General features: G+C 58.6%; 18 protein-coding genes. 3 read left to right on the top strand and 15 right to left on the bottom strand.

Annotation, left to right across the window (positions count from 1 at the left end; all coding sequences use genetic code 11):
• Positions 1-92: 92 nt before the first annotated feature.
• Positions 93-2,231, top strand: coding sequence for an anaerobic ribonucleoside-triphosphate reductase (nrdD, locus tag WM95_RS02710; protein WP_023310191.1), 2,139 nt, complete (start codon positions 93-95; stop codon positions 2,229-2,231).
• A gap of 158 nt (positions 2,232-2,389) precedes the next feature.
• Positions 2,390-2,854: an anaerobic ribonucleoside-triphosphate reductase-activating protein gene (nrdG, locus tag WM95_RS02705; protein ID WP_063409468.1), complete on the top strand. Its 465-nt coding sequence runs from the start codon at positions 2,390-2,392 to the stop codon at positions 2,852-2,854.
• A gap of 3 nt (positions 2,855-2,857) precedes the next feature.
• On the opposite strand, the gene WM95_RS02700 is transcribed toward nrdG, so the two are convergent.
• The 14 genes from WM95_RS02700 to pmbA form a co-directional block, all read right to left on the bottom strand.
• The gene (locus WM95_RS02700; RefSeq protein ID WP_063409469.1) at positions 2,858-3,142 is read right to left on the bottom strand and encodes a type II toxin-antitoxin system RelE family toxin; all 285 of its coding nucleotides are present in this window, start codon (positions 3,140-3,142) and stop codon (positions 2,858-2,860) included.
• The gene (locus tag WM95_RS02695) at positions 3,132-3,374 is read right to left on the bottom strand and encodes a type II toxin-antitoxin system RelB/DinJ family antitoxin (protein ID WP_008501400.1); all 243 of its coding nucleotides are present in this window, start codon (positions 3,372-3,374) and stop codon (positions 3,132-3,134) included. Before WM95_RS02695 ends, WM95_RS02700 begins: the two co-directional genes overlap by 11 nt.
• A gap of 77 nt (positions 3,375-3,451) precedes the next feature.
• Entirely contained in the window at positions 3,452-5,362 is a 1,911-nt protein-coding gene (locus WM95_RS02690) for a BglG family transcription antiterminator (protein WP_023310188.1), read from the bottom strand.
• A gap of 22 nt (positions 5,363-5,384) precedes the next feature.
• A complete protein-coding gene (locus tag WM95_RS02685) occupies positions 5,385-6,521 on the bottom strand; it encodes a lactonase family protein (RefSeq protein WP_063409470.1) in 1,137 nt (378 codons plus the stop codon).
• A 25-nt stretch (positions 6,522-6,546) separates the two neighbouring features.
• Positions 6,547-7,287, bottom strand: a complete 741-nt coding sequence (gene dagF / locus WM95_RS02680; RefSeq protein WP_029739262.1) for a 2-dehydro-3-deoxy-phosphogluconate aldolase — start codon at positions 7,285-7,287, stop codon at positions 6,547-6,549.
• A complete protein-coding gene (locus WM95_RS02675; protein ID WP_045355654.1) occupies positions 7,284-8,402 on the bottom strand; it encodes a DgaE family pyridoxal phosphate-dependent ammonia lyase in 1,119 nt (372 codons plus the stop codon). The genes dagF and WM95_RS02675 overlap by 4 nt, the downstream gene beginning before the upstream one ends.
• Positions 8,386-9,519 (bottom strand): amidohydrolase/deacetylase family metallohydrolase, encoded by a 1,134-nt coding sequence (locus tag WM95_RS02670; RefSeq protein WP_088544626.1) that lies wholly within the window; start codon positions 9,517-9,519, stop codon positions 8,386-8,388. The genes WM95_RS02675 and WM95_RS02670 overlap by 17 nt, the downstream gene beginning before the upstream one ends.
• Before the next feature lie 42 nt (positions 9,520-9,561).
• The gene (locus WM95_RS02665) at positions 9,562-10,203 is read right to left on the bottom strand and encodes a DUF4310 family protein (protein WP_015572508.1); all 642 of its coding nucleotides are present in this window, start codon (positions 10,201-10,203) and stop codon (positions 9,562-9,564) included.
• Between the two features lie 13 nt (positions 10,204-10,216).
• Positions 10,217-10,993 (bottom strand): DUF4311 domain-containing protein, encoded by a 777-nt coding sequence (locus WM95_RS02660; protein ID WP_023310182.1) that lies wholly within the window; start codon positions 10,991-10,993, stop codon positions 10,217-10,219.
• Between the two features lie 22 nt (positions 10,994-11,015).
• On the bottom strand, positions 11,016-11,315 hold the full coding sequence (locus WM95_RS02655; protein ID WP_006810338.1) for a DUF4312 family protein: 300 nt from the start codon (positions 11,313-11,315) through the stop codon (positions 11,016-11,018).
• A gap of 2 nt (positions 11,316-11,317) precedes the next feature.
• A complete protein-coding gene (locus WM95_RS02650) occupies positions 11,318-11,680 on the bottom strand; it encodes an SFCGS family glycine-rich protein (RefSeq protein WP_023293430.1) in 363 nt (120 codons plus the stop codon).
• A 10-nt stretch (positions 11,681-11,690) separates the two neighbouring features.
• Positions 11,691-12,029 carry a glycine dehydrogenase gene (locus WM95_RS02645; protein WP_025911967.1) on the bottom strand — a complete coding sequence of 113 codons (339 nt, stop codon included), beginning with the start codon at positions 12,027-12,029 and terminating at the stop codon, positions 11,691-11,693.
• Positions 12,030-12,344: 315 nt separating this feature from the next.
• Entirely contained in the window at positions 12,345-12,731 is a 387-nt protein-coding gene (gene cybC, locus WM95_RS02640; protein WP_008501412.1) for a cytochrome b562, read from the bottom strand.
• Between the two features lie 41 nt (positions 12,732-12,772).
• Positions 12,773-14,125 (bottom strand): metalloprotease PmbA, encoded by a 1,353-nt coding sequence (pmbA, locus tag WM95_RS02635; protein WP_008501413.1) that lies wholly within the window; start codon positions 14,123-14,125, stop codon positions 12,773-12,775.
• A 95-nt stretch (positions 14,126-14,220) separates the two neighbouring features.
• Between pmbA and yjgA the strand changes: the two genes are divergently transcribed.
• Positions 14,221-14,772, top strand: a complete 552-nt coding sequence (gene yjgA / locus WM95_RS02630; RefSeq protein ID WP_008501414.1) for a ribosome biogenesis factor YjgA — start codon at positions 14,221-14,223, stop codon at positions 14,770-14,772.
• A gap of 95 nt (positions 14,773-14,867) precedes the next feature.
• Here the strand turns inward: yjgA and mpl are convergent, their stop codons facing one another.
• Positions 14,868-16,247: a UDP-N-acetylmuramate:L-alanyl-gamma-D-glutamyl-meso-diaminopimelate ligase gene (gene mpl / locus WM95_RS02625; protein WP_023310179.1), complete on the bottom strand. Its 1,380-nt coding sequence runs from the start codon at positions 16,245-16,247 to the stop codon at positions 14,868-14,870.
• Positions 16,248-16,364 lie beyond the last annotated feature (117 nt).

Genomic DNA, 16,364 nt, shown 5'->3' with positions numbered 1-16,364 from the left:
GAACGCGGGAAGTCTTTGGCCCGGCGGGGAATACGCCCGGTTATTACTTCTCCACCTCTGTGGATAACCTGTTTTCAAAAAATGGAGTGATCATGACACCGCATGTGATGAAACGTGATGGCTGTAAAGTGCCGTTTAAATCAGAGCGCATCCAGGAAGCCATTCTGCGTGCAGCTAAAGCAGCGGGAGTCGATGACGCAGATTACTGCGCCACCGTCGCAGAAGTCGTTAGCAGCCAGATGAACGAACGCAGCCAGGTCGATATCAACGAGATCCAGACCGCGGTTGAGAACCAGCTGATGGCGGGGCCTTACAAGCAGCTGGCGCGTGCCTACATTGAGTACCGTCACGATCGTGACGTGCAGCGTGAGAAGCGCGGTCGTCTGAACCAGGAGATCCGTGGCCTGGTGGAGCAGACCAACTCCGCCCTGCTCAATGAAAACGCCAACAAAGACAGTAAAGTGATCCCGACCCAGCGCGACCTGCTGGCCGGTATCGTCGCCAAACACTATGCCCGTCAGCACCTGCTGCCGCGCGACGTGGTGTCGGCGCACGAGCGCGGTGAAATTCACTACCACGATCTCGACTATTCGCCGTTCTTCCCGATGTTCAACTGCATGCTGATCGACCTGAAAGGCATGCTGACCCACGGTTTTAAAATGGGTAACGCCGAGATTGAACCGCCTAAATCAATCTCCACGGCCACTGCCGTCACCGCGCAGATTATCGCCCAGGTCGCCAGCCATATTTATGGCGGCACCACGATTAACCGCATTGATGAAGTGCTGGCCCCGTTCGTGACGGCAAGCTTCAACAAGCATCGTAAAACGGCCGAAGAGTGGCAGATCCCGGACGCCGACGGCTACGCGCACTCCCGCACCGAGAAAGAGTGCTACGACGCCTTCCAGTCGCTGGAGTATGAAGTGAACACGCTGCATACCGCCAACGGCCAGACGCCGTTTGTGACCTTCGGGTTTGGTCTGGGCACCAGCTGGGAATCGCGCCTGATCCAGCAGTCCATCCTGCGCAACCGCATTTCCGGCCTCGGCAAGAACCGCAAAACGGCGGTGTTCCCGAAACTGGTATTCGCTATCCGCGACGGCCTGAACCACAAGTTTGGCGATCCGAACTACGACATCAAACAGCTGGCGCTGGAGTGCGCGAGCAAGCGCATGTACCCGGACATCCTGAACTACGATCAGGTCGTGAAAGTGACCGGTTCGTTTAAAACGCCAATGGGCTGCCGCAGCTTCCTCGGCGTGTACGAAGATGAAAACGGCGAGCAGATCCACGACGGGCGCAACAACCTGGGCGTTATAAGCCTGAACCTGCCGCGCATCGCGCTGGAGGCGAAAGGCAATGAAGCGGAATTCTGGACGCTGCTGGACGAGCGTCTGCAGCTGGCGCGTAAGGCGCTGATGACCCGAATCGCGCGCCTTGAAGGGGTCAAAGCCCGCGTCGCGCCGATCCTCTATATGGAAGGGGCCTGCGGCGTACGCCTGAAAGCGGACGATGACGTGTCTGAGATCTTCAAAAACGGTCGCGCGTCGATTTCGCTGGGCTATATCGGTATTCACGAGACCATCAACGCATTGGCTGGCGACACGCATATGTACGACAGCGAGGCCCTGCGTGAGAAAGGCATCGCCATCGTTCAGCGCCTGCGCGACGCGGTTGATCAGTGGAAAGAGGAAACCGGCTACGGGTTTAGCCTCTACAGCACCCCGAGCGAGAACCTGTGCGACCGCTTCTGCCGTCTGGACACCGCCGAGTTCGGGATTGTGGAAGGTGTGACCGACAAAGGGTATTACACCAACAGCTTCCACCTCGACGTGGAGAAAAAGGTGAACCCGTACGACAAGATCGATTTCGAAGCGGCGTATCCACCGATCGCCAGCGGCGGCTTCATCTGCTACGGCGAGTACCCGAACATTCAGCACAACCTGAAGGCGCTGGAAGACGTGTGGGATTACAGCTATCAGCACGTGCCGTATTACGGGACCAACACGCCAATCGACGAGTGCTACGAGTGCGGCTTTACCGGCGAGTTTGAGTGCACCAGCAAAGGCTTTACCTGCCCGAAATGCGGCAACCACGATGCGGCTCGCGTCTCCGTGACCCGTCGCGTGTGCGGCTATCTCGGCAGCCCGGATGCGCGTCCGTTTAACGCCGGGAAGCAGGAAGAGGTGAAGCGTCGCGTGAAGCATTTGGGGAATGGGCAGATCGGGTAAGTTCTGCGCAGGGTCTACCCCTCACCCTACCCCTCTCCCTCAAGGGAGAGGGGACCGATCGAGCACATTGTTATTCTGGCCGCCGGTTTTCTCCCTCTCCCTGTGGGAGAGGGTCGGGGTGAGGGCATCAGCGCGCACAAATTCTCTGGACATTTTCTATGCGATATCATCAATACTACCCCGTCGACATCGTCAACGGCCCCGGCACCCGCTGCACCCTGTTCGTCTCAGGCTGCGTCCACGAATGCCCCGGCTGCTATAACAAAAGCACCTGGCGCCTGAATTCCGGCATGCCGTTCAGCGCCGAAATGGAAGACCGGATCGTCAACGACCTTAACGATACGCGAATTCACCGTCAGGGAATTTCGCTTTCCGGCGGTGATCCGCTGCATCCGCAAAACGTGCCGGATATCCTGAAGCTAGTGAAGCGCATTCGGAGAGAGTGTCCGGGAAAAGATATCTGGGTCTGGACAGGCTACAGGCTGGATGAGCTGAACGCGCAGCAAATGGAAGTAGTGGATCTGATTAACGTCCTGGTCGACGGCAAGTTTGTGCAAGATTTAAAAGACCCGGCGCTCATCTGGCGCGGCAGCAGCAATCAGGTTGTGCACCATTTACGATGATCGCTAAAGCCGTTTGTTTGCATCATGATAAACGGCTGATTTCTCTCGCTTACCGATAGCGATAGCAAATACCGTTACAACGTTGTCCTGAACCTGATAGACCAAACGATAACCCTGCGTTCTGAGTTTTATTTTGTAGCAATCCGGCAGACCATGCAGGCGGGCCGATTCGACCCTGGGGTTCACCAGCACGTCCGCAAGTTTCTTCTTAAACTGGTCTTTTACAGTCTGCCCCAGCTTGCACCACTCCTTTAACGCCATCGGGTCAAATGCCAGTTCATAAGTCATCCAGACTAACCTTGATTCCCTTTTGCGGATTCGCCAGTCGCTCCCGGACCGTCTGTATCAGCGCATCTTCACTGTCGCTAATCGTGACCGTTTTCACCGGCATACGTCCCGTCTCCGCGACGTACTGAAACAGTAATCGCACGGCTTCCGTTGGGGTGATATTGAGTTTTTCCAGCACGGCATAAGCCTCATTTTTGAGTTTGTCATCCAGACGGACGTTCAGCGTGGCCATTATGCCTCCGGTAAAATCGAATGTGTAATGCAGTTTAGCATTACATTCGCATTACATCGAATTCTGGATAACGCCTCTCAAAACCGACTCAAACTCTCCATTGCCACCGCCTTAAATTCGGCAAAGTCACTGCAGCTACAGAGCCGCGACATCGCCCGTTCACGCAGGAAGGTGACGAAGATATCGTAAATCGCCATCGCCTCTTCGTATTCGCTTTTGCTGATGGCGAGCAGGAAGATGACGTGCGCGGTTTCGTCGCCCCACTGTACGCCGTGCGGGGCGAGGACGGTATAGACCACGGTTTTCTGCGCTAAAAGGCCGAGGGAGTGCGGCAGCGCGATGCCGTCGCCGAGCATGGTGCTGACGATGGCTTCACGCTCAACGACCGAATCCAGGAACTCCGCGCCGACAAACCCCTCGCCTTCAAGCTGCGCGCACAGCTCGCGAAACAGCGTTTGCTGGTCAACGGGCTTGTCGATAATGCGGAAATGGGCCGCGTCGAAGTATTTATCCAGCATCCACGGGCGGGTGCGGTCCACCAGCACCAGCTTGCCGATCTGCTCTAACTGGTAATCGGTCGGGAACGGGGCGATCGTCACCACCGGTTTGGACTTTTCGCTGACGCGGGCGGTGGCGATCACAAAGTCTTCGCTAATCGTTTCCGCCAGCTCGTACTCGCGCAGGGTGAGCGTGCGGGCCACCTCAATTTGCGGGTACTTGCGCTGCAGCACCGCTTCAATCATGCGGACCATGGCATTACCTGCGTCGCACACCAGCAGCACGCGCGGCTGACGCTGGTAGCCGATGTTGTAGTGGCGCTCCAGCCCGACGCCGATATGCAGCACCAGGAAGCCGATTTCGTTTTCGCTGATCACATAAGGCGTGTATTTTCCCCAGCTCGACACCGCCGCCAAGGTCATATCCCACGCCATCGGGTAGTGCTGCTTGATGTTATCCAGCAGCGGATTGGGGATCATGATTTGATACCGCACGCGGGTGATCATGGTTTTGATGTGCGTGAGCAGGTCCGCGTGCAGCTGCGCGTCGCTCAGCAGGTTGTAGTTATAGTGGGTGTTGATATAGCGCAGGATGTAGTTGACCAGCGCTTCGTCGTCATCCGCGTTAATTGCGCTCGGGGCAATCTCCTGAATCTGCCGCGCCGCAATGTGCACGCACAGCCAGCTCTCCTCCGAAGGTGAAAGCGCTTTGCCCGCCAGCTGCTGGATAGTGACGGCGATATCCTTCGCCGCCTCGCGCACGTTCTCTTCCACGTCTTCGGCGTGGAATTCCGGCAGCGGATAGCCCTCGCTGATGCGCCGCACCGACACCGCGCAGTACAGGCGCAGGAACAGCTCGCCTTCGTCTGTCAGACGGATGTGATGACGCGTCAGCGCCTCGTGCAGCACGGGCACCATCTGCTCCGCCACGCCTGCATTCAGCGCCACGTCGGTCACCAGCGGGTTCAGGCTGTCCTGCTGCGCAAGCTCCCAGAGCAGATCGGTCAGGCAGGCGCGGGTCGACATCTCGCTGCCAAACAGCTTCATGCCGTGGCGAGGACGCGTTTCCAGCGTCAGGTTATAGCGGTGGAACCACTCGCGGACTTCGGCCATGTCGCTTTGCAGCGTGGCGCGGCTGACGAACCACTCGTCCGCCAGATCCTCCAGCTTAAGAGAAAACGCCGAGGTGAGAAAACGCACCACCAGATAGTGCACGCGCTCCGGCCCGGTCCGGGGAATACGCAGCGCGCGCGGGTGGGATGCCTGCAGCTGCTGGTAGCGCTGGGCATCATCAATTTTGAGCTGATAGCCGTTGCCCCGGCTCAATATAAACTGCGCGCCGTGGCCTGCCAGCAGCGCGTTCAGGGCGGTGATATCGGCACGGACGGTTCGCGTGGAGACCGACAGCCGCTGCGCCAGCTCGTCCTGCGGCAGCGTCTCGTTTTGCAACAGATCGAACAGTTGCGCTAAACGTTGGTTCGGAAATCGCACGGGCTTGTCCTCTTATTACAGCTTAAGGTGAAATGACCATCTGGGATGGGCTGCCGACCGGGGTATAGTCTGGCTCGAAGCTCAATTTCCCGCCCTGCGCCACGCGGAAACGGGTGATGTTGTCGCTGCGCTGGTTCATGACGTACAGCCAGCGCCCCTGCTTATCGAGCGTCAGGGTGCGCGGGTAGTCGCCGCGCGTCCAGACGTCGTCCTGATGCGTCAGCGTTCCCTCCGCTGTTACGGTAAAGTGCCCGATGCTGTTATGCAAACGGTTAGCCACATACAGCTGTTTACCGTCGGCGCTTAATGCGAGCCCGGCAGCAAAGCTGGTGCCTTTGTAGCCTTCCGGCAGGGCTGAAAGCGTTTTGCCCTCTTTTAAGGTGCCGTTGGTGCTCACGGTATAATGGGTGAGCGTAGACGCCTCTTCGTTAATCAGCCACAGGGCATCGCCTTTTGGCGTAAAGACAAAGTGGCGCGGCCCGGCGCCTTTTGAGGAGGCATTGATAAACGGCGGATCGTTCGGCGTCAGCTTTCCTGTTCGATCGTCAAAACGGTACTGGTAGAGGCGATCCAGCCCAAGATCGGTAGAAAAGACGTATTTCCCGCTCGGATCGGCGGCGATCATGTGCGCGTGTGGGCCGTTATGATCGCTGATGGCAAAGCTGCCCTCCGCTGCCGCTTCCGGCTTCGCCGCGCCCGGCTCGCCCTGATCCTGATGCTTATCCGTAGCCTCACCCAGGCTGCCGTCTGCTTTAACGGGCAGCACCGCGATAGATCCGCTGACGTAGTTCGCCACCAGAAGATGGCGACCGTTCGGCGTCAGCGACAGGTAAACCGGCCCCGCGCCGCCGGAGGCCACCTGATTCAGCTCGCTCAGCTGGCCGTTATCCCCCACCCGCAGCGCCTGCACCACGCCCTGCTCCACTTCGCTTGCCAGATACAGCATTTTGCCGTCGTGCGAGACGGCCAGCTGCGCGGCGTTCGGCAGCTTGCTCACCAGCGTTTTATTCGCCAGCGCGCCGCTTTGCGGGTCAACGGTGAAGCGGTACAGCCCTTCGCCGTTGGGGTTGTAGGTGCCCACCCAGGCGTACTGCGTCTGGGCGATAGCGGCGTTGGCGAACATTGAGAGTGAAGCAACAAGCAGGGTACGGGTGTGCATGGTGGCTCCTGTATATATGTGAGTTCTACTTCACCAGCTTCTTCGTCATCGCCAGCAGCGTACGCACATCTTCCGGACGCGTATCACCGCTGGCTTTGTCGATAATCGAGCTGTAGATATGCGGGATGATTTTGCTCACGCCCGCGTCGAGGGCGATCTGCAGGATCTCCTCATAGTTTTCCAGATCGATACCTCCGGTCGGCTCCAGCCAGAAGTCGTGACGGGCGCAGGCTTCCGCCACCGCTTTGTACTCGTCACGGCACTTCAGGCCGCCCATCGGGAAGTATTTGATGGAGCTGCCGCCGAAATCCTTCAGCAGGGCAATCGCGGTTTCAACCGGCACAATGCCGTCCGGAGCGTTGCTGCTCAGCGGTCCGGTGGAGATTTTGACCATCCCGACGGTGCCGGTTGGAGAGACCAGACCGTTGACCACCGACTCATTCTGCCCCAGCAGCGCGCGGCTGGTGGCCACGCCGGTAAAGACCTGGTTAACGTGCTGCGGCTGCACCTGACGGGAGATCTCGCTCACCATCGCCGACTGGTTCGGATCCCCCGCGCCGAGGCCGACGGAGAGCGCGTTATCAATCAGCGCGGCGTATTCGCGCATGTCGGCAACGGCGCTCGCCACGTCCGGGTAATTTTTGGAGAGCACGCCCACCAGCACGTGACCTTCCGCCGCCTCGTAAATGGCGCTGGCGTTGGCTTTCGATCCTGCCAGCACGTTCAGGCAGACGCGGTCACGGTAAAAGTTAGGGGTCAGTTTCATGCTTTTTTCTCCTGTCCTAATACTTCGCTAATGCGGCGGTAGACGATGTTCAGCTGGTCAGCGTTCACGCTGCGCACGTCCGCCTCGATAATCCCTTCATTGGCCTTGTAGCCACGGAAGTAAATGGCGTATTCGCCCTGCTTGAGCTTCGCCACCAGATCGCCCGTGCCGACGCCGGTCGTGGCTTCGTCGAACTTAATCTCGGTACGGGCGATATCGCGACCGGCGCTGTCCCAGACCACGCGAGCGGTCACGCCGTTCAGGGTGTTGAGCGCCTCGATAAACGGCGTCATCTTCGCCACCATCTCGGCCCCGCTCTCTTTGGTCGCGGTAAGGTAGTGTTCGATGGCGCAGGTCAGACCGAGGATCCCCTCTTTACCGACCTTCATCGCGCGGCCAATGCCCGCGGTCTGACGCTTCACCCACTCAACGTACTGGGTTTTGCCGATCACCAGCCCGCTGGTTGGGCCTTCAATCGCCTTCGCGCCGCTGTAGATCACCAGATCGGCGCCGGATCGGTAGTACGCGTGCAAATCTTCTTCCGCCGCCGCATCGACGATCAGCGGGAGATCGTGCTTGCGCGCCACCACCGCCGCCTGCCCGACGCTGAGCATGCTTTTCTGCACGCAGTGGTGAGATTTGATGTAGAGGATCGCCGCCGTGCGCGGGGTGATCGCCGCCGCCAGCTGATCGGCAGAGCATTCGTTGGCGTAGCCCGCCTCCACCAGCTTGCCGCCGCCCAGCGCCACCATGGTGCCCACCGGCGCGCCAAAGTTTACGTTGTGGCCTTTCGGCAGGACGATTTCGTTGTTCTCAATCGGGGTCACGTGCAGGTTTTCCAGCAGCCAGTCGCTGTCTTTGACCAGCACCGCCGCCACCGACTGGGCTATGCCCGCCGACGCGCAGGAAACCACCGTCGCGCCTTCTACATCCAGCAGCTTCGCAATGTATTCCCCGGTTTTATTGACCAGATCCTTCATCTCGAAATAGTGATTCATGCCGTCCATCGCCGCCTGCACCACTTCCGGGCGCGGCGTGGAGACGCCCAGCGCCGTCATGCGGCCGGAGGTATTGATCACCTGCTTTAAGTTGTACTTCTCATAAATCGAAGGCATGTTCCGTGCTCCCTTGTTCGGTCATGTAGCCCTTGCCCGCGCGGATCGCGGCAAGCGGCACCAGAATGTGTTCAGCCTGCAGGCTGTCATTTTCGGCATCCGTCAGCACCGTCGGCTGGCGCTTAAGCGTAAACAGCGTCAGGTCGGCGTCGAGACCCGGCTGAATGCGGCCCTTGCGCACCAGGCGCAGGCCGTCGGCGGCGTTCGCAGTCACGCAGTCAATCACCTGCGGCAGCGACATGCCGATGGCGAGAAACTTCGACATCACGCTTGCCAGCGAGCCCACCGGGCCGTTGATGCGGTTGCGGCAGTAGATGTCCGAGCTGATGGTGTGCGGCAGAATACCCATCGCGATGGCGCGTTTTGCCACCTCAAAGCTAAAGCTCGCCGTGCCGTGACCGACGTCCAGACGCACGCCGCGCTTCAGGGCGGAGGAAATGGAGGCGCGCAGCTCGCCGGACGACGTCAGAATGCGGTTGGGCTTGCCGTTATAGCAGTGGGTGATAATGTCGCCGGAGCTCAGCAGCTCGGCAATCTCGTCGAGGTTCGGCGGGTTGTTGCCAATATGAACCATCAGCGGCAGGTCGCCGTTCTCTTTCTGAATGGCTTTGGCACGCTCCAGCGGCGTGATGCCGTTTTCACCGACCACGCTGCTGCTCATGCGCGCCTTCAGGCCGACGATAAAATCAGGGTGGCGCGTCACCGCCTGCTTCACCGCGTCGGCGTCAATATTGGCCATGTTGGCCAGCTCGTTCTGGGCAATCAGCCCCACGCGGGAGATGTTCAGCAGGGCAAAGACCTCAGTGGAGGCCCTGCGGGTGATGTCATAGAAATCGTCCACGTCGTCGGCCCCGGTACTGCCCGCGTCCACTACGGTGGTGACGCCGGTGGCAATGCCCACGCTGTCCGGCTCGTCGTGGTAAATCGGGGAATTCGGATAGCAGTGTACATGGGAGTCAATCCAGCCTGCGCTGACGAACACGTCACCGTTAAGATCAACCGTCTTGCGAGCGGGAGCGTCAATGTCGCCCGTCGCGGCAATCTTCCCGTCCTGAATGGCGATATCGGTCAGGGTATCGTCGGCGAGGCGCGCACGGCGCAGGAGTAAATCAAACATGAGGATCTCCTGAAAAGGCGGGCGCCGGAGCGCCCGCGGGTATTAAAGGGCGACCGGGAACAGCCAGCCCAGAATCATCGCACCGAGGATAGCGCCACCGGTAATCGGCTTCTGCCAGATGTAGAACAGCAGCGCACCCACCAGCGAGCCGACGCCGATTGGAATGGAGGCGGTCATGGCGCTGAGAATAATCAGCGGCCCGAGGAAGCGGCCGGAGGCGTTGCCCGCGCCCATCATCACGTCTGCGCCGTAGGTGGAGTTGCTCTGGTTGATAGTGAACTTACGCGCCAGGATGATGACGTAGCCAATCGCCAGACCAATCACCAGGCCGGTAATCAGCGCGGCAATGAAGTTGGTCACCGGGAACATGATGCCCGCGCCCAGCAGCAGCGCCGGAACGCCGAGGCCCACGCCGGTCTGGATGGCGCCGCCGATGTCGAGAATACCGACCAGCGACCCTTCGATAATACGGGCGAACAGGAAGCTCGCGCCGAACGCCGCCACCGCGCCGTAGACGCCGGTATCGATCCCCGCTTTCAGCATCGCCACGAAGGCCACTTCGTTAAACGCGCCGATGCCGTAGAGGTAGTACATGTGCGTCCCGGCAAACACGCCGGAGGAGAGCAGGCCAACGAAGATCGGGAACGACCAGTCGGCATACCAAAAACCTTTATTCTGTTCCATTTAGAGGCTCCTGTTATTTACCGCTGAGCGAGTTGTGGATCATGTCGAGCCAGTTCGGCACGGTCAGATGGAAGGATTCGATCATCTTCATGTCGAAGCCGCGGAAGAAGCCGCTCAGCACGAAGAGCAGGACGATCGCCGCCATCATCACTTTGGTGACGTGGTTCCAGCCGCTCTCTTCCACGCCTTTCCCGATCAGGATCCCCAGCACCAGGCCCGGTACGGCGTTGCCCATGATCAGCTGCGCCGCGCCGCCAAAGATGGTGGCCCAGAAGCCCGATTTTTTACCCGCGTCGATGGCCGCCAGCCAGAAGATCACCGGCATGACGGTGTTCACCAGCAGGTTTGCCGCCGGTACCAGCACCTTCACGGCGGTGACCTGAAGCGCAGCGGGCACGGAGGAGGCGGTCAGGTTCAGGAAGGTGACGACGAGCATGCCAATCACGCCGCAGGCAATCGCCATTTTGCGGGGATCGTGCAGCGTTTCGCCGACGTTACGGTTTTTGATCATCAGTGCAGCAGCACCCCAGTTCGGGATGATGCGGTGGTCAACGTCCTGTGTGAAGGCACCTGCGGCCACGGAAGAGGCCCAGGCGTTAAAGAAGAAACCTAACCCAAAGGAGAAGTGGGACGCCGGATCCCCTTCACAGGAGTTCAGTTCCCCCAACGTACGAAACGCGCCCATACCCTGAGTGGTAGGCGCATGAAACATGCGTGCAGCCCCGGCTCCGACACCGACGCCAACCAGGCCGCCAATGATGAGCGATTTTATTAATATAATTAAGAACATCAGTCTGCCCTTTTATGAATAATCAGCGTTGCGTGACGAAATCCACCTGGTCAAGATTGATGGCGGTCACGTTGACGGTCACATCCAGCTCCACGCTGTAGGTGCGTCTTTCCCGGCGCAGAAAGAAGAACAGAAAGGCTTCTTTTCGCACCGCTTCTTGCGCCTGAACGACCTGCACATCCTGTGGCTCAATACGCAGTAAGATATGCGGTGAGGCTTTCATCACCGCGGCCTGAACGTGGTTGAGCGCGTCGGCAAAGGCGCGCGCTTTGGCGTCGCCCTTCCCCTTCACTCTCACCGTGGTTGTGAACTGTTCTTTCATGCTTATGCGCCGTATTTCTTCTGCCACGCCTGCACCAGACGCTCGCCCAGCTCTTCTTTATCCATAAAGCCGAAGCCCAGCACGTTGCAGCCTTCGTTAATGGCGGTCACGCCCTCTTCCACGGAACGCATGCCGTATTTGGCTTTGTAGCCATATTTGGTTTGGGCAGTGATGGCACCCGCGCCGCCGCTGCCGCAGAAGGAGATGCCGAAGGTGGCGTTTTCCGCTTTCATCACGTCGCCGAGCTTCATGTCCGCCGCCATGCCCGGTACGACCACCGCGCGTCCACCTGCTTTTTCCACACCGGCAGCCACTTTCTGACCTTTACCCAGGCGATCGCCAATCACGACTGTAATCTGTTCCATGTGTTGCTCCTTAAAGGTTGTCTTTCGCGACTTCAAAGTGAACGGAGAGCAGCCAGGCTTCTTCATCAGGAAGGTTGCCAAACTGCGCCACCACTTCACGGGCAAGCCGCATTGAATCCGGTGAAATTTCGTCAAACAGCTCTGCTTCAACCTCCGGCAGCGGCTCGCCGGTCACGGACCGGTGCGCCATGGCGCGCACGTGGGAGGTGAGCATCTGCTCCTGTACCGCATTGGGGATGATGTTGTTCCGGGCCAGCAGGGCATAAACCTGCTGCAGCATGGTGTTCGCGAGCTGTTCTGTTTGCTCCGCCTGTTCCCCAACGTCGTTCATTACCGCTCCGTTAATCACTGGTCTTACCCCGTTAATGGCTCTGGAATAAAACTAACGTTGGGGGGGAATTGTTTGTAGCGAGTTGTTTTCCACTTCGAAGTGGAAAGGCGAGCCGCAGCAGTGATCTGTGCCACATAAATGCGGTGAATCTGAATTAATCCCGGTATTTGCGTGATGAATATCACGTATTCCAGCGGCAAAACGCGCGCAAGGGAAACGAAACGTTCAGGCGTGGTGGCGCAAAAATGTGATGGCGATAGGGTTTACTTATTACCGCGTAAAAAAAACGGGAGCCACTGGCCCCCGCTGGTTGTTTGTCAGATGCGCGATCGGTTAACGGTATTTCTTGTGATACGTGTTACGGGTCGTCACAAACTGCTCGGCCGCCGCCTGGGCTTCCTTCACTTTGCCTTCGTTAGCCAGCTTCAGCGCGCCGTCGATCTGGCCGACCAGCACGTCAAAGCCGTGGCGGTAGTCTTTCATCTCTGCGCTGTCTGCCGCTTTGCTTTCCAGCTTCGGAGGCGTCGCTTTTTGTGCGTCCAGCGCCGCTTCACGCATTTTGGTCAGCGCGTCTTTCATTTCAGCCGCATTGTCGGTTTTCTGCACCACCTTCAGGTTTTGACCGAGGATGCCCATGTCGTCTTCAAGATCGGCAGCAAACGCAGAAGAGCCAAGAACCAGCGTTGAAGCCGCGACGATCGCTAACAGATGTTTACGCATTGCTCACTTCCTTTTTTATTATTAAAACGCCTTTACGGATATTACTGACCGGCGATTTTCATTTCCGGCAGAAGTACAGAACCACACTGTATATTGCTACGTGTTTCAATATCGTTACCGACCGTAACGATATTGCGCCACATGTCCTTAAGGTTACCGGCGATGGTAATTTCGCTCACCGGATACTGGATTTCGCCGTTTTCCACCCAGAAGCCCGCCGCGCCGCGCGAGTAGTCTCCGGTGATGCCGCTTACGCCCTGGCCCATCAGCTCGGTGACCACCAGACCGGTGCCCATCTCTTTCAGCATCTGCTCAAAGTTCAGACCCTGTCCGGCAATGCGCCAGTTGTGGATGCCGCCAGCGTGTCCGGTGCTTTTCAGCCCCAGCTTGCGCGCGGAGTAGTTGGTCAGAAGCCACTGGGTCAAAATGCCGTCTTTCACGATGTCACGACGCTCCGTGCGCACGCCTTCGCTGTCGAACGGCGTGGAGGCCAGACCTTTCAGCAGGTGCGGATGCTCTTCGATGGTCAGCCATTCCGGCAGGATCTGCTTGCCCAGCGAGTCGAGCAGGAAGGTCGATTTACGGTAAACCGAGCCGCCTGCGATAGCGCCCACCAGATGGCCAAACAGGCCGGTCGCCACTTCGTTGGCAAAAATGACCGGGGCCTTCATGGTGGAGAGTTTACGCGGCGACAGGCGAGACAGCGTGCGTTCGGCACACTCTTTACCCACCCACTCAGGAGACTGCAAATCCCCCAGCGCGCGGCCAATGGTGTAGGCGTAGTCACGCTCCATGTCACCGTTCTCTTCGGCGATCACGCAGCTGGAGAGCGAATGACGGGTGGAGCAGTAGCCCTGCAGCATGCCGTGGCTGTTGCCGAAGACTTTGATGCCGTAGTGGCTGTTAAAGCTGCCGCCTTCGGTATTGGTGATGCGCTTATCGGCCTGCAGGGAAGCCTGCTCGGCGCGCGCGGCCAGTTCGATCGCTTCGTCCGGGGTCACTTCCGCCGGGTGGAAAAGATCGAGATCCGGCGCGTCAAACGCCAGCAGGTCTTTATCCGCCACGCCTGCGTAAGGATCCGGGGAGGTATAACGGGCGATATCCAGCGCAGCCTGCACCGTGCGGGCAATGGCATCCGGGCTGAGATCGGTGGATGACGCGCTGCCTTTGCGATTCTGGTGATACACCGTGATCCCTAGCGCGCCATCGCTGTTGAATTCTACGTTCTCCACTTCACCATAGCGGGTACTTACGCTGATGCCGGTGGTTTTGCTGACCGCCACTTCGGCGCCATCTGATTTTTCTGAAGCAAGCATCAGCGCGGTGGAGACGGCTTCTTCAAGAATCTTACGCTGCGCTTCAACTTGTGAGGTTACTTTCATCGCAAATGCCATACTGTAAGAGAGAGTTAACTGAAGTCTAACAGAGAACCGTTTTTCAGTGCGCGTCTTAACTGGTAACATTAGCCTCTTTTTTTAAGGAGCCTGACATGACTAAGCAGCCCGAAGACTGGCTCGACGACGTTCCCGGTGATGACATCGAAGACGAAGATGATGAGATCATCTGGGTCAGCAAAAGTGAAATTAAACGTGACGCCGAAGAGTTAAAACAGCTTGGCGCGGAAATGGTAGAACTGGGTAAAAACGCGCTGGACAAGATCCCGCTCGACCAGGATCTGCGCGATGCCATTGAACTGGCACAGAAAATCAAAAAAGAAGGCCGTCGTCGCCAGCTTCAGCTTATCGGGAAAATGCTGCGTCAGCGCGACGTCGATCCGATCCGCCAGGCGCTGGACAAGCTGAAAAACCGCCACAACCAGCAGGTTGCGCTGTTCCATAAGCTGGAGCAGATCCGCGATCGTCTGATTGAACAGGGTGATGACGCCGTGCCGGAAGTGCTGAACCTGTGGCCGGATGCCGACCGCCAGCAGCTGCGTTCCTTGATCCGCAACGCGAAGAAAGAGAAAGAAGGGAATAAGCCGCCGAAGTCTGCGCGCCTGATTTTCCAGTATCTGCGCGAGCTGTCTGAGAACGAAGAGTAATCTCTTCCCCCTCACTCCGGCCCTCTCCCCGGAGGGGCGAGGGAGAAAACACGGGAAAGTAGGCCCGGTAAGCGTAAGCGCCACCGGGCTTTTTTTTACTCTGCGGCTGCCGCTTCCGCTTTCTTCGCCAGACCGTCCAGCAGCTTCTGATGGATCCCACCAAAACCGCCGTTGCTCATCACCAGAATGTGGTCGCCTGGCTGAGCGGCTTTCACAACCATATCCGCGAGCGCATCCACATCCGCACTCCAGTGCGCAGGCTGAATGCAGGCATCGGCCACTTCCGCCACCTGCCACGGAATATGCTGCGGCTGCAGCAGGAAGACCTCATCGGCGCGTCCTAATGACGGCGCGAGATCGTCTTTGCAGATGCCCATCTTCATGGTGTTCGAGCGCGGTTCCAGCACCGCCAGAATGCGGGCCGTCCCGCCGACCTTGCCGCGCAGGGCGGCAAGCGTCGCCAGAATGGCCGTTGGGTGGTGCGCGAAATCGTCATACACGCTAACGCCGTGGGCTTCACCGCGCAGCTCCAGGCGGCGGCGGGCATTGATAAACGAACCCAGCGCATTGGCCGCATCCGCAGGCTGAACGCCCACGTGACGCGCCGCAGCAATGGCCATCAGGCCGTTGTGCATGTTGTGCTCGCCCACCAGGCCCCACTTCACCTCACCCACTTTTTCACCGTCGAGCAGCACTTCCCACTCGGAAGCATCGGCGTTGAGTTTCTTCGCCTGCCAGTGGCCCTGCTCGCCCACCAGCTCCTGTTCGCTCCAGCAGCCCATCGCCATCGTCTGCTTCAGGTTGATGTCGTTCTCCGGCAGGATGATGCGCCCCTGGCCCGGAACAATGCGCACCAGGTGGTGGAACTGTTTCTGGATCGCTTTCAGGTCGTCAAAAATATCCGCGTGGTCAAACTCAAGGTTGTTGAGGATCAGCGTGCGCGGGCAGTAATGCACGAACTTGGAGCGCTTGTCGAAGAACGCGCAGTCGTATTCGTCGGCTTCGATCACAAAGAACGGGCTGTCGCCCAGACGTGCGGAGACGTCGAAATTTCCAGGTACGCCGCCAATCACGAAGCCCGGCTTGTAGCCGCAGGCTTCGAGGATCCAGGTCGCCATCCCTGCGGTCGTGGTTTTGCCATGGGTACCGGCAACGGCAACCACCCAGCGGTCGCGCAGGACGAAGTCATGCAGCCACTGCGGACCGGACATGAACGGAATATTGCGTTCCAGAACCGCCTCGACGCACGGATTGCCGCGGGTCATGGCGTTGCCGATGATCACCAGGTCCGGCTCGGGATCCAGCTGGCTGGCATCGTAGCCCTGAATTAACGAGATGCCCTGTTTCTCCAGAAGTGTGCTCATTGGCGGATACACATTGGCGTCCGAACCCGTCACTTCATGGCCCAGCGAGCGCGCCAGCATTGCCAGTCCGCCCATGAAAGTGCCACAAATCCCCAATATATGAATGCGCATACGTCACTATCCTTCTTCAATGTGGCGCACATTTTACTCACATGTTAGCGGGTGTGAAACGCATTTCAGGAAAATCCGTATCCTGCTGGCGCGATTCACCTCTGCGCTACTATTTGA

Origin of the sequence: Enterobacter cloacae complex sp. ECNIH7, assembly GCF_002208095.1 — a bacterium.
In the GTDB taxonomy this organism is placed as follows: Bacteria; Pseudomonadota; Gammaproteobacteria; order Enterobacterales; family Enterobacteriaceae; genus Enterobacter; species Enterobacter cloacae_M.
Note: the sequence above shows the minus strand (reverse complement) of the source record. Positions and strands in the feature narration are given on the sequence as shown.